This is a genomic window from Vibrio mytili, from assembly GCF_000830505.1.
Classification (GTDB): Bacteria; Pseudomonadota; Gammaproteobacteria; order Enterobacterales; family Vibrionaceae; genus Vibrio; species Vibrio mytili.
Genome location: NZ_JXOK01000050.1, coordinates 19,847 through 34,156, shown reverse-complemented (window position 1 = coordinate 34,156; position 14,310 = coordinate 19,847). Strand labels below are relative to the sequence as shown.

General features: G+C 43.6%; 9 protein-coding genes and 4 pseudogenes. 5 read left to right on the top strand and 8 right to left on the bottom strand.

Annotation, left to right across the window (positions count from 1 at the left end):
• Positions 1-21 precede the first annotated feature (21 nt).
• The 4 genes and pseudogenes from SU60_RS13735 (at position 22) to SU60_RS13720 (ending at position 3,259) form a co-directional block, all read left to right on the top strand.
• Complete coding sequence (locus SU60_RS13735; RefSeq protein WP_041156012.1) at positions 22-1,743, top strand: proline--tRNA ligase; 1,722 nt, start codon at positions 22-24, stop codon at positions 1,741-1,743.
• Positions 1,744-2,081: 338 nt separating this feature from the next.
• The gene (locus SU60_RS13730; RefSeq protein ID WP_041156011.1) at positions 2,082-2,750 is read left to right on the top strand and encodes a tellurite resistance TerB family protein; all 669 of its coding nucleotides are present in this window, start codon (positions 2,082-2,084) and stop codon (positions 2,748-2,750) included.
• Positions 2,751-2,862: 112 nt separating this feature from the next.
• Positions 2,863-3,071 (top strand): annotated as a pseudogene (locus SU60_RS13725) (YaeP family protein).
• Positions 3,068-3,259, top strand: a complete 192-nt coding sequence (locus SU60_RS13720) for a DUF4250 domain-containing protein (RefSeq protein ID WP_041156010.1) — start codon at positions 3,068-3,070, stop codon at positions 3,257-3,259. The pseudogene SU60_RS13725 and the gene SU60_RS13720 overlap by 4 nt, the downstream one beginning before the upstream one ends.
• 101 nt (positions 3,260-3,360) lie before the next feature.
• Here the strand turns inward: SU60_RS13720 and SU60_RS13715 are convergent, their stop codons facing one another.
• The 3 genes from SU60_RS13715 to SU60_RS13705 all read right to left on the bottom strand — a co-directional run bounded on the left by SU60_RS13715 (position 3,361) and on the right by SU60_RS13705 (position 6,266).
• Entirely contained in the window at positions 3,361-4,725 is a 1,365-nt protein-coding gene (locus SU60_RS13715; protein ID WP_041156070.1) for a sodium-dependent transporter, read from the bottom strand.
• Between the two features lie 257 nt (positions 4,726-4,982).
• The gene (locus SU60_RS13710) at positions 4,983-5,726 is read right to left on the bottom strand and encodes a YggN family protein (RefSeq protein ID WP_041156009.1); all 744 of its coding nucleotides are present in this window, start codon (positions 5,724-5,726) and stop codon (positions 4,983-4,985) included.
• Positions 5,727-5,786: 60 nt separating this feature from the next.
• Entirely contained in the window at positions 5,787-6,266 is a 480-nt protein-coding gene (locus SU60_RS13705; RefSeq protein WP_041156008.1) for a GreA/GreB family elongation factor, read from the bottom strand.
• 76 nt (positions 6,267-6,342) lie between these two features.
• On the opposite strand from SU60_RS13705, the pseudogene SU60_RS13700 reads away from it, so the two are divergent.
• Positions 6,343-8,266 (top strand): annotated as a pseudogene (locus SU60_RS13700) (RecQ family ATP-dependent DNA helicase).
• Between the two features lie 59 nt (positions 8,267-8,325).
• On the opposite strand, the pseudogene dinB reads toward SU60_RS13700, so the two are convergent.
• From dinB to SU60_RS13675, 5 genes and pseudogenes are all read right to left on the bottom strand, one after another.
• Positions 8,326-9,386: pseudogene (gene dinB, locus SU60_RS13695) on the bottom strand (DNA polymerase IV).
• Between the two features lie 319 nt (positions 9,387-9,705).
• Positions 9,706-9,906 (bottom strand): hypothetical protein, encoded by a 201-nt coding sequence (locus SU60_RS13690; protein ID WP_041156007.1) that lies wholly within the window; start codon positions 9,904-9,906, stop codon positions 9,706-9,708.
• A gap of 353 nt (positions 9,907-10,259) precedes the next feature.
• Positions 10,260-10,472 (bottom strand): transcription antiterminator/RNA stability regulator CspE, encoded by a 213-nt coding sequence (gene cspE, locus SU60_RS13685; RefSeq protein ID WP_041156006.1) that lies wholly within the window; start codon positions 10,470-10,472, stop codon positions 10,260-10,262.
• A 391-nt stretch (positions 10,473-10,863) separates the two neighbouring features.
• Positions 10,864-13,826 (bottom strand): annotated as a pseudogene (gene torS / locus SU60_RS13680) (TMAO reductase system sensor histidine kinase/response regulator TorS).
• A gap of 170 nt (positions 13,827-13,996) precedes the next feature.
• Positions 13,997-14,230, bottom strand: a complete 234-nt coding sequence (locus tag SU60_RS13675) for a DUF2789 domain-containing protein (RefSeq protein WP_041156005.1) — start codon at positions 14,228-14,230, stop codon at positions 13,997-13,999.
• Between the last annotated feature and the right edge of the window lie 80 nt (positions 14,231-14,310).

Below are 14,310 nucleotides of genomic sequence, written 5' to 3'. Positions count from 1 at the left end.
TTAAATAAACGGATAAATTTAATGCGTACCAGTAATTATCTTCTTTCAACTCTGAAGGAGACTCCAAACGACGCAGAAGTAGTGAGCCATCAGCTCATGCTACGTGCAGGTATGATCCGTAAGCTGGCTTCAGGTTTATACACCTGGCTACCTACTGGTCTACGTGTACTGCGTAAAGTCGAAAACATCGTTCGTCAAGAAATCGACAATGCAGGCGCAGTCGAAACGTTGATGCCCGTTGTTCAGCCGTTTGAACTATGGGAAGAGACAGGTCGCAGCGAAAAAATGGGCCCCGAACTGCTGCGCTTCGCTGACCGTCATGAGCGTCCGTTTGTTCTCAGCCCAACGGCTGAAGAAGTGATCACTAGTCTGGTGCGCAATGAAGTAAGTTCTTATAAACAGCTTCCATTAAACTTGTATCAAATCCAAACTAAATTCCGAGACGAACGTCGCCCTCGTTTTGGTGTGATGCGTGCTCGTGAATTCTCAATGATGGATGCGTACAGTTTTGATATAGACAAAGCAGGCCTGCAACAGTCCTATGATGCAATGCACGATGCATACTGCAAAGCATTTGACCGTATGGGCCTAGATTACCGCCCTGTACTAGCAGACAGTGGCGCAATCGGTGGCAGCGGTTCTCAAGAGTTCCACGTACTGGCAGAAAGCGGTGAAGACCTCATTGCATTTTCGACTGAGTCAGACTACGCAGCAAACCTTGAAAAAGCAGAAGCGTTAGCACCTGTCGATGCAGCACCTGCACCGACTCAAGAAATGACGCTGGTCGACACACCAAACGCAAAAACCATCGCGGAATTGGTAGAACAACATGGCCTGCCAATCGAGAAAACCATCAAGACGTTATTTGTTAAAGCGTCTGATGAGGTTGAGGCGCCAATCATTGCGCTTCTTGTTCGCGGTGACCATGAACTCAACGAAGTCAAAGCAGAGAACCTTCCGCAAGTTGCTGCTCCATTAGAAATGGCAACAGAAGAAGAGATCCGTGCTCTTGTCGGCGCAGGTCCTGGCTCTCTTGGCCCTGTTGGTCTAAAACTACCGTTCATCGTTGACCGTAGCGTTGCAGTAATGAGCGACTTTGGCGGCGGTGCAAATATCGACGACAAACACTACTTCGGTATCAACTGGGGTCGTGATGTTGAGCTTGATCAAGTAGAAGATCTACGCAACGTAGTTGAAGGCGATCCAAGCCCATGTGGGCAAGGCACGCTTCAGCTTAAACGTGGTATCGAAGTCGGTCATATCTTCCAACTTGGAACGACCTACTCTGAAAAAATGAACTGTAACGTATTGGGTCCTGACGGTAAGAGCGTCACACTGGAGATGGGTTGTTACGGCATTGGTGTATCACGCGTTGTTGCGGCCGCAATCGAACAGAACCACGATAAGTACGGTATCATCTGGCCTGACGCGATTGCACCATTCCAGGTTGCCATCGTTCCAATGAACATGCACAAGTCAGAAGAAGTCAAAGAAGCGGCTGAAAAGCTATACGCTGAACTGACTGCAATGGGCATTGAAGTGCTGTTTGACGATCGTAAAGAGCGCCCTGGTGTCATGTTCTCAGACATGGAGTTGATCGGTGTGCCACATACGGTGGTTATCGGTGATCGCTCAATGAAAGAAGGCAACTTCGAATACAAAAACCGTGCGACTGGTGATAAAACACCAGTACCGATGACGGATATCGTTGAGCATCTTAAGTCTCAACTGAAACTTAAGTAATTCCGTCGCGATTTCCATGTGATGTCATCGCAAACTAAATAAGAAGGTTGGCTTTAGTCAACCTTTTTTATTATACCAATCACAGTAAATAAGTGATCAGAAGTAGCGTAGGAAAAATGCTTGAGAACAAGGCGCAATTTTTCGATAAGTAGTTATTCTACAATCAACCTACTTTATAAACGAAAAGGCAACGAAGTTATCGAGTATTTTAGCAAGCTAGAATGACCAGTTATTTACTACGATTGGTATTACTCACTCGCCTTCACTATTCACGTCGTTAATCTTTGGTTCAGCTTTTTATTAGTACACTGCTCTCATCATCAATAAGGAGGTCAGTTATGGATCTAAAAAGTCTTCTAAATCAAGCTCTCAAGTCTGACTTACTCAAGCAAGGTGCCGATGCGTTGGGCCAAAAAACCAGTAATACCAAATCGCCATCAAACTCAAATAACCTCAAAACGCTAGGAGCAGGTGCGATAGGCGGCGGTCTTATCGGTATGCTAGTGGGCTCAAAGAAAAGTAAAAAGATGACAAAGAAAATAGGCACAGGCGCATTGAAAGTCGGTGGAGCGGCCGCACTTGGGGCACTGGCCTACAAAGTTTACAACGACTGGCAAGCGAAGCAGGAAATGCATGGCACTCATGAAACGTTTGACCCAGAAGACAGTAAACACAGTGTATTGATCTTAAAAGCGATGATTGGTGCTGCAAAAGCCGATGGACATGTCGACGAAGAGGAAATGAGCCGCATTGAGCAGGCCTTAGTAGACATGGGGGCAGATGTTCACGTTCGTCAGTTAGTGCATCAAGAACTAAACAAACCGCTCGATCCTGCCGAAATCGCCAATCAGGCAACGTCCCCTCAACAAGCGTCAGAAATTTATCTCGCGTCTTTAATTGTGGCTGATGAACAAAATTTCATGGAAAAGTCATACTTACAAGAGCTGGCCAAACAGCTTCAGCTTTCACCAGAGGTGACAAAGCAATTGGAATTACAGATTCAGTGATTAAATATCGCCCAATTCACGCCTCAACTTGAGCCAAAACAATGCTCTTCTTTGAGTTTCAAAACCGCTGTGTGTATATTTGAGAACAGTGATCACTTTTAAGGAATATGGCATGCAAGTATATGGCTGTTGTGAAATGGTTCGTGAACTTTGGGCTCAAATCGGTAGTGGCGATCAGGCTATATACCTCAGGCAATTGCTTGTGCAGTAAAAGCACTCAATGACATTGCAGCAGATGAGTCTCTTCCCCTAGAAACGCGCGAAAAAGCCGCTTTTGCTGCCGCGAACTTGCTGATTTCTGATTTTGAGGACAAGCAATGAACCTAGCAAACTTTGAGTCGATGGATACGGTGATGCTGATGAGCATCGTTAACATGAAATTGCGTGATGATTTTAACGGTGATCTCGATAAGCTAGTGGCTTTCTTTGACATAGACCGTACCGCATTAGAAGCGAAACTCGCCTCTGCTGGGTTTGACTATCTGCCGGAGGCAGGTCAGTTCCGTTAGTCTCCTTTACGGCGGGGTAAGCAATACAAAAAGGGCTTGATGAAACCATCAAGCCCTTTCCTTTGCCTACGTCTTTTTAAACGAGACATTATTGCGGTTACTTAGCCAAATGAAGCCCAAATTACCGTCGCAACGAGCACCGGACAAACAAACTTCACATACACTGGCCATAACTTACCAAACCAACCTTGGCTGAATTCTGGGAAGCCCTGTTCAAGCTCCTTAACTTTGGAGTGACGACTCCATACCCAGCCACCAAACAAACAGAATAACAATGCCGCCGTTGGCTGAAGATACTGAGTGGCAACCGTGGCGACCAAACCAAACATTTCACCAAAGTTATAGACGATGACCACACTAAACAGAGCAATCAAACCGCCCAGCACCCAGCTTGTAATGCCACGTTTGGTATTAAAACGTTCACTCACAAGCGCAACCGGACACTCCAACATCGAGATCGAAGATGTCAGCGCCGCAATAGTCAGTAGTAAAAAGAACACAATAGAGAACAGTTGACCCAGTAAACCTAAGCTATCGAACATCAGTGGCAATACGGTAAAAACTAACGTGTCTGAGCTGAGAAGAGAGCCATCATCCGCGTAAATCTGGACACCTTTTTGCATCGCGACAAACATCGCTGGCATCACAACCAAGCCGGCAATAAACGCCACTGCGGTGTCTACTAACGTCACGTTCATGGCCATCTTTGGCAGGTTCTCTTTCTTACTTAAATAAGAGCCGTAGATAAGCATCGAACACCCACCAATCGTCAGCGAGAAGAACCCCTGCCCCATAGCCGCCAAAATCAGCTTTCTATCCCATATTTTATCAAAATCAGGGACCAAATAGTGCTTAAGGCCTTCCATTGCACCGTTTTGCGTCATGATATATACAAACAGCAATGCAAACAGCACAAACAGAGCCGGCATTAGACGCGTTGACCACTTTTCGATACCTTGTTTAACGCCACCTTGTACGATCAAAACGGTGAGAATATAAAAAACAATCGTACCAAATAAGTTACGCTCGACACTAAAGCCTTTAAACCACGCAGTCAGTGCTTCCATACCCATAATGTCGGTGATTGCGCCAAGTAAAAAGCAAATCAACCACCCCCCAACAATTGAGTAGAACGCCAATACGGCACTCGGGACACTAAGGCCAATCCAACCAACAAGTCCCCCCAGTTTTTTGCCTATAGGGTTCGGGGTTAACGCACGCATACTGTCTACTGGGTTCGCTTGACCATGACGACCAATCGCCATTTCGACCACCAGCATTGGGAAAGCGACGATAAGAATCAGCACTAAATAAACCAACAAAAACGCACCGCCGCCGTTACTTGCTGCTTGCGTAGGGAAGCCCCAAATGTTTCCCAAACCCACAGCTGCGCCCGCGGCCGCTAAAATGAATCCGAGACGAGAGCCAAAATGCTCGCGAGGCTGAGAAGATGTCTGTTGTGTCATACCACTCACACAAAATATCAATGAACTAGTTAGCTAGTACAATATAGAAATATCAACTAAGCAGCAATAGGAACTAGGTTAAATACTCGACAATCGGGACCGTTAACAGACATTCAGTTTGTAAAGTTATACATACATCTCAGTTTAATTCGAAATGAAAAAAGAGCGCCAATGGCGCTCTTAGTTGTTTACTTATAGGGAATAAGTCTCGCTCAAGCCCTATAAGTAGGGAGAGACAAGTGCCTAACGCTCTTAATTTAAATTGTAAACACTCGGTAGTCGTTGAGTTCTGGAATTTTCTTCAGCAAATCATTTTCTTCATCAGCCATATCATCCAATGACTCACAAAGATCGTCTGCTTGCTTCTCGACTTTTTTCGAATGCTCTGCAAGACGCTGTTCAACTTTCGCACTGAGCTCCGCCATCGCTTCCGACAACGCAGTAAGGTTTAAACCACCATCGTCCTGCATCTTAGTCGACAATGCGGCAAACGTACTTGAAAGAAACTCTTTATTGAAAATTTCTTGTGCTTTTTCGAAATCATCAGTCCAGCTTTTAGTCATCGACTCAAAGCTATCTGCGGGAAGAATGAAATCACCATCTTTGTAATAGCGGGATTCAATATCTTCAAAAAATGCCTTGATAGACACTTTGACGTTGTCGTAAGCATTGGGCGCATCCAAACTTTTGGCAATGTCGTCTATAATGTCATTGGCCAGTTCCAAACCATCACTTGCTAATTGTTTTACCTGAGGAATATAGGCATTCATTTTGTCACGATAGTCGCCAATCGCCGCTTTTTGGTCAGCGTCGAGTTCAATGGACTCACCCTTGATCACTAAGTTACCATCCTCATCCACTACAGCCGTATCACCGCTTGTTTGGCGAATTTCAAGACTTTGTCCGTCCATACGAACTTCATTATGGATGTCTACGCGACATTGAGCTGAGTAGCCACCAAAACTGATCAGCAGCAGAGAGAGCGTAAGCAGTTTGTTCATATATTTCTCTTTAGTTCTAAATAACCCTGTTAAACATAACACTGACTTATCTTTCTGGTGTCAGCAAACCGTTACAATTTCATAACCAATTGTTTTTGAGTCGATGTGAATACTGACCTCTTCGTCTTGCTCTTTTCCGATCAAAGCGCGTCCAAGCGGAGAGCTCGCCGTTAATACGAAGACCTCTTTTCCTTGCCATTCAACCATTAAACCACCGGAACATGGCCCTATGAAAAAGTGCCGCTCGTGTTCCTCTTCATCAACGAGAACAACATAAGCACCAACATTGATCGGACAATCGGTAAAATCACGACTCGCTAACGATCGATACTGGCGTAGCTCTCCTTCACTTTCTTGCACGCGCATCGCTTGACCATGAGCTAGATAAGAAGCTTCTAATGCTAACGTATCGTATTTATGCTCTGGAACCGTCTCCTCATCCGTCGCGGCGTCAATCGCTCGCTGGGTAGAAGCCTGCGCAATGTGAAGTTTTTCTTCCAATTGTTGAATGATTATTTGGACTAGATCTGCTTTGTTCATACTTTTAAGACGCGTTGTTGGCCTACAGATTATGGTATTGTGAGCGAGTTTATCACTAAATTAAGGTTTCCCTATTATGCAAAGTGTCCAATTGCAGCAAACACTTCAATCGGTTTTTGGCTTCGACTCATTACGTTCAGGTCAACAAACCGTCATTGAAGCAGTAATGAAAGGTCACTCTGCCGCTGCAATCTTTCCCACAGGTTCAGGTAAATCACTTTGCTATCAATTACCCGCTACCCAATTACCTCATTTGACATTAGTGATATCCCCTCTTCTCGCACTCATGAAAGACCAGCTTGGTTTTCTGAAAAACAAAGGGATTGCCGCAGCTTCCATCGATAGCAGCCAAAGCCGAGAAGAAACGCAGCAAATCATGGCAGGGGTAAAAAATGGACACATCAATATACTGATGATCTCGGTAGAAAGACTAAAGAACGAAGCTTTCGCGAGTTTATTCGTCAGATCCCGATTTCATTGATGGTGGTAGATGAAGCGCACTGTATCTCTGAATGGGGTCACAACTTCCGTCCCGATTATCTGAAGCTGCCGCAATATCAACGCGAACTGAATATCCCTCAGTCTTTATTGTTGACTGCTACTGCCACACCCGCAGTCATTGACGACATGCAGCAGAAATTCAATATCGCGAGGGAAAATATTACCGTAACTGGCTTTTACCGTCCTAATCTAGATATATCGGTGATTCCTTGCCAAGAGTCGGAAAAGCAAACCCAACTCAACGACATCATCGCAGCAGCGCCAAAGCGACCAACCATCGTTTATGTCACTCAGCAACAAACCGCTGAGTACGTGGCAAAATCGCTCATCCATATTGGTATTAACGCACATGCTTACCACGCTGGAATGAAGAGTGACATTCGCGAACAGATTCAGTTGCAGTTTATGACCAGTCAAATCGACTGCATCGTCGCGACAATCGCGTTTGGTATGGGCGTTGACAAAGCGGACATTCGTCGTGTTATTCACTTCGACCTCCCCAAGTCTATTGAGAACTATGCACAAGAAATTGGCCGTGCCGGGCGTGACGGGCAACGCTCCGAGTGTATTTTGCTGGGGAATGCATCAGGCTTAACGGTATTAGAGAACTTTGTTTACGGCGACACACCTGAGCTGAGCGCGATTAATTATGTCCTGCAGCAAGCGCGTGAACATGCTCCTCAATGGGAAGTGGTTCCCCTACGTTTATCTCGCGATAGTAATATCCGCCAGTTGCCTTTGAAAACACTGCTCGTATATTTAGAACTCAAAAAAGTTATCAAAGCAAAATACAGTTATTTCGCTGATTATCGCTTCAAGTTCATTAAAGAACAGTCTTTTATTACCAGTCAATTTCAAGATGAACGCCGCCAGTTCGTCGAGGCGATTTTTACTTGCTCCAGCAAAGCTAAAGTGTGGTGCCAAGTGGATATGGAAGCGTTATGGATCAACTACCGTGCTGAGCGAAGTCGAGTGGTTGCTGCTTTGGATTACTTCCACCAAAAGGGATGGATCGAACTAGAGAGTAAACAGCTGACCGATGTCTATTCCGTTCTACCCATAGAAATAAGCAATGAATCCCTCACCCAAGAGTTATATCAACTGTTCCAGTCCAAAGAGAACAAAGACATCGAACGCATCCGCACAATGTTGGATTTGTTTCAATCTTCACACTGCTTAAGTTATCAATTGGCGCACTATTTTGCCGACTTTAATGCGCTACTCACTGTGGTCACTGCTCGGTATGTCGTCAGAAGGTTGCCGTTTTTCCTACCGAAAGTAAGCCTGAGCCAGAAATCGAGCAAGTGGAGGTTTGGATTAACGAGTACGTGCAATTGTCTCCAACAACCATCAGCCACGATGCTGTCGCGAGATTCTTATGTGGCATCAGCACACCGTTAGTTAGCCAACTAAAAGCGACCAAATTATCCGGTTACGGTGCAATGGCGAATGTGTCATTCGAAAAGGTGAGACAACAAGTCGAAGCCATACGATCTTAAAAGGGTTAACCAACCAGCTTGTCATTTGGGTAGAGTAGCACTCTACTCAAATGACACTATCACCAGTTCAGGCTTATCTGCGTATTAGATTGACTTTCCTTGGGCTCTAAACCAACCGACAAACCAATCAAACGAATGCCACGCCCATTCGCTCGTGACAAACCTTCCTTTAGCAGCTCTAAGAAAAAAGACTTATCAAGGCGATTGAATTTGTGCTCTATGGTGGTTTGTTGGAAGTCATCAAACTTGAACTTAAGACCTTGCCGTATGATATTTTTTTCATTCGCGATCTTATTAAACCGCCTCTCAAGCTCTAGGTACAACAAATCAATCGCTTGTAAGCATTCTTGTTCAGTATGAATATCTTTAGCGAAGGTTCGCTCCACGCCCAACGACTTCCTTATTCTCGTTGGCGTAACCTCTCTTCCATCAATACCATGCAACGCTGCCATAACGAGCTGCCGAACTTAGCAAACTGTTTCAATAGCTGATGTTGATCATAATTTTTGACATCAACACCTTTATACAACCCCAAACTGTTTAATTTATTGAGTGTTACTTTACCTACTCCTGGAATTTTGCCTAAGTCTAACGCCTCGACAAAGCTTTCTATTTGGTCCGGTGTGATAACACAAATTCCATTTGGCTTATTGATATCTGACGCTACCTTAGCCACAAACTTGATGGGGGCAACGCCTGCACTTGCAGTAAGGTTTAACTCTGACTCAATAGACTGACGAATATCCTCAGCAATGAGTGTGGCTGAGCCTTTAAATAATGGGGAGTCACTAACATCAAGGTAGGCTTCATCAAGCGACAAAGGCTCGATAAGATCGGTGTAGCGAGAGAAGATCTGGTGAATCTGCCTGGATACTGCTTTGTACTTATCCATGTTACCCGGGATAACCTTGAGATGAGGGCAAAGCTTTAAGGCGTGGGCTGTTGCCATTGCAGAGCGAACCCCATACTCTCGCGCTATATAATTACATGTAGAAATCACACCACGACGATCCTGAGAGCCTCCAATGGCTAAGGGGATCGTTCTTAGTTCAGGGTTGTCTCTCATCTCGACCGCAGCGTAGTAGCAATCGAGATCGATGTGAATTATTTTACGAGTCATATCTTTTTTACAGCGGTGTAACACGCTGGCACTCACCAAGCACTGTTTATAAAAACAGTATAATCAATCCTTGTTGAGTGTGCATTAAAAATTGACCGAAACCAGTCTCAGCCTGGAGTGACTGTCTATCGCTAGATTCTGACTTTCAACGTTTCTTTAGTCTTGAGAGCCCTTTATATTCAACTGTTCTCAAGATTCAGAACTTCATTAAGGTGAAAGCTCATGACGTTTACATGAATGCGGAGGGCAAAGACGGTAATGATGAACAAAAAGTGTTTAAGTAAGTTTTTATAAAGAAGGTGAAAACCACTGCAGATTATTAGTTTTTATTAATATATCTTTCAGCATTAGCAAAAAGTTTATCACATACTTTTTTCTGAGTTATATACTCAGACGTACCTTCTACCATAGAATCAAGAATTTCTTTAGCGTCTTGGTAGCTTTTCACCATGACAGCAAAACGCTCTTCAAAGTTGTTTTTTTGTGTTTTTTTGCTCGACTTTCTTACTGGCTTTCTCATATCTTTTTCTACCTTATCGATCCCAAAGCAATCTTTGTTCTCGTTTTAACAAAATATTTTCGATTTTTCTTGTCTTATGAACGCTGTCAAGGCTTTCATTTGGACATATCAATTATCACCCTTCTCTTATCGACCTTTAGTTTCAGGAGATTTTTGTTCGTTAAAATAAACAAACATGAGCAAAGAGGCGGGGATGTTCTCTAGGTAAAGCTTTGTGCCTTCAATACGTTGCGAGTTAACCAACGTTTGGGTACAGGCCAGGCTCTTACTATAATGAGGGGATTTTTATTCTCAATAATTAAGTATACAAATAAAAAGGTCTCGCCAAATAGGTGAGACCTTTTTAAAGAAACTTATGCTAACGTAACGTTGCCTGCTTGTGGGCCTTTGTTACCTTGTTCAACATTGAAAGACACTTTTTGGCCTTCAGCTAATGTTTTAAAACCTTCGCTAGCAATTGATCTAAAGTGAACAAATAGGTCTTCACCACCGTTATCAGGAGTGATAAATCCAAAACCTTTTGTTTCATTAAACCATTTTACTGAGCCAGTTGTTTTATTTGACATATATATCTCGATACATTGATTGAATTAAAAAGAAAGCTACTAAATAAGGAATGAAGAAAAAGGTATCGCAGGATAGACATGACGAAATTAATCGTAAAACTGAGAAAATCTTGAACTAAATATGTTATCAATAGCTCACTATTAGAGCTGACGACACTATACACTAAGTACACATAATAGATATACATTTCTTCATTAAATTTTATCACCTATAAAATCAACAACTTATAATAAAAATATTCGCAGCATTTCAAGCTTAATTCAATTAAAGTCGACAATATTATGGTTGTAAAACCGATATTCGATATGGGGATTACGCCGGAGCCTCACTCCAAATTCCAAATAGAGTCCATCTGTGCCGAACTGTGAAGCCAGCACGACGATAGATCGTCTAAGCGTTAATGAACGCTTGAAGTGCGCGCTGAGATGCTAATATCTGCTCATTCAGCTTGGCTTTGCATTGACAGTACTCGATCACAGGTTCTGCCGCTCCCTCAATACGCTCACAGGTTTTCATTAAGGCGATTAACCCCAAACTTCCCGCACTGCCTTTTAGCTTATGAGCCAAGCTTTTCACGTTAGTATTGTCATTAAGGCTGGCTGACAACTCGAATTGTTTAAGGGCTTCTGAGCTGCTTTTTGCAAATAACTCGATAAGCAGCACGATTTTTTCTTTCCCTAGCACATCCAGGTCTGATTGAAGGACACTTGGTTCGATAATGTCTAATTCATCTTGATTTAAGAGTGTAGATTCCACTCTATGAGCGGTCATCATTGACTCTCTGCCATTGACCCTTTCAGTAGCGTCACAAATTTTACCTTGTGGAAGACGTCGTTGCTGATCATCTAATAACGTCTGTATTAAGCTCGCTAGTCGTTCTTTGGAAAGCGGCTTGGGTAAGTATCCATCAAAACCCGCGGCTAAGTAGCGTTCAACTTCCTCTGAAAATACGTGCGCGGATACCGCGACCATAGGCGTGGTTTTCAAATCATGGTTGTCCGCTCTAGTACGCTCTATCTGCTTAAGTTGCTGAATCAATTCTGCTCCATCACAATCTGGCAAATTAATATCCACCAATGCAATATCAAAGTTCTGCTCAGAAAAGCGTTTTTTTGCCTGTTGACCGTCTACTGCCAGCACAACCTCATGCTGCATACTTTCTAAAAAGCCTTGAGCAACAATTCGATTTACTTCATTGTCTTCCACAAGTAATACTTTGGCACGCACGTTACAAGGCGAGCTGGCCACAATAGCAGCGTCTATGGCTTCACTAGGTTGTAATGGAACTGAAAACCAGAAACAGCTTCCATGACCTTGTTCGGAGTCAACACCTATCTTGCCATTCATCGCTTCGATGAGACGTTTACTAATAGCAAGTCCAAGACCCGTTCCTCCTGCTTGATTGTAGCCCCCTTGCGCCTGTGTAAAAGGTTCAAAGAGTAATTGTTGGTCTTTCTTAGTCAGACCAATCCCCGTATCGGAAACTTCAAACCGGATTAGGGATTCATCCACTGGATCGAGGCTAACGTAAATATCGACTTCTCCTTGCTCAGTAAACTTAATCGCATTGCCGACTAAGTTGTTCAGCACTTGACTGAGTCGGGTCATATCACCTTTCCAAAAGTGGTTAACATCACTTTCAATATGATAAGAGAAAAGCAGATTTTTCTCTTGCGCTCGACTCTTCATCAATTGATAACTTTCCTCTACCATTTGATGAAGATCGAAACCATGATTGCGAATGTCTAAATGTCCGGCCTCAATTTTAGAGTAATCTAAAATATCGTTAATAATAGCCAGCAGTGTCTTACCACTGCCGTTGATGATTTCAGCGTATTGCCTTTGTACCGGACTTAACCCCGAATCTATCAGCAAACGAGCCGTTCCTAATACGCCATTCATTGGCGTGCGAATTTCATGGCTCATGGTTGCTAAGAAGGCTGTTTTCGCACGGTTTGCTTGTTCTGCTTGGTTGCGTGCTTTGGCATGATTTAATACCTCCTCGTTCAAGCGATCGTTTGCCTGCATTAACTGTGAGGTGCGTTTTTCGATAAGATTTTCGAGTTGCGACTTGTGAACTTCGAGTTCTTGTTTAGCTGCCGCTTCGCTCTCTGCTACAACCTTGAGTGCTTGAGCCGTATCCCTAGCGGTGATAATTGCCCGCCCCATATGCGCAAGTTCATCTTTTCCCTCAACGTTTACGTCTACCGCTAAGTTACCTTGTGCCACCGACAGCAGTGCAGATGAATACTCAGCTAGCCTTTTCACCACAGAAAGATACACCACTCGCCAAACAATCAGCACCAAAATCACTAAACTCAATATCGAAATGACCGTTAGTGACCATTGGGCTCGTTGCAGTGAATGAGTCAGTTCATCAATGGCGAACGTGGTTGCTTTATTAGAATTGTCGACCAATTCGCTCACGGTACGATTCAGTTCTGCAAACAACTCCAAGGTCTCTTGTTTAAGCTGTTGTGCCTGTTGATTATTTTCATATTTCTGAATGAGCATGGTGAACACGACTTTTCGCTTACCTAGCTCATCAATAAGTTCACTCATTTGCTTCGATCGTGTTGGGTCTTCTACCGCTAATACACGACGTTTCATGATGGTGAGATTAGTTAGAAACTCACTTTGTACTTGCTTTAAACGATCAATATTACTTAGCGTTCTTGCTTCTTCTGTTTGGTTAAGCATCTTGAAGGCAAGAAGGTGGAGTTGGTGCAGACGGTCCGCAAGATCTAAATCTACCTCGACAAGAGCATCAAGCGCCTGATAAGCGCGATTTTTGTCATTTGACTCCAGTAAATCATAAATATGGGTCACGTTCGCGACAGTATGGTGCTGGTATTTTGTACCTGAGTCCGAGTGAGTTGCTCTAGCTCTTCACTGATTAGCCGCATGTCTTCAACGAGACGCTTTATCTCCTCGGTTAACGACAGCCTTCTCTCTACTGTTACACCTAGCTCGGCTAAATTATTAATCACACTTTGAACATGGCTTGCTAACGTATCCAATACCGCCGTATTAAACGTATCACTGCCTAAAGTTTGAATATGGTTGAGTAACGAATCCAGCTGTTCGAATACAACTCTACCTGCTTCCTTTCGTTCTCGCTCATTTTGCGCATTGGACAATATCTGCACTGAGGAAATGATTTGGGTGCTTAACTCTGATACCTGCCTAGCTTCGAGCATTGAGGGGATGGCAGTATCAACGACATTTCTTTCTGTCTTTGCAACCAAAGAGAAGCCTGATACACCAATAACTGTAGATATAATCACGAGGGTTGCCATCGCAATAAAAGACAACAACAGTTTACGACCGATGCTTGCAGGGGCTAACAGCATAAATGAATGACCTTAAGATTCACGTTAGTTCTGGGTTCGTTCACAACCATAACGGCGAGTATTGAGACAAATTTGCAGTTATTATTTCTGTACTTGTGCAAAGCCTAACGTTACTAAGCACAAGCCTTTATTGTACATCTTAACTTGTGGTATAGCCCCTGTCATTTCATCTAATCACGCAACATGACATCCAGTTGATCAACCAATTCTGCCCAGTCAGCATCTTCGTCAATCGCCTGCTTCAAAAAGGCGGCTTGTGATCGTGTCCAAAAACTGGCTTCATGCAACACAACCGAGTCACGCTGATGACGGTGGTGATTAACGAAGTCTTTGATTTCTTCAGGTGAACTTCCTAACCCCAGTTGCTCAAAAAGATCGGACATTCCATGTTGATGCATTTCCATAATGATCTCCTGTTAAAACGATTGATGACTCTATATCAATCGTAGTAAATAACTGGTCATTTGGTAATAGAGAAAAAATA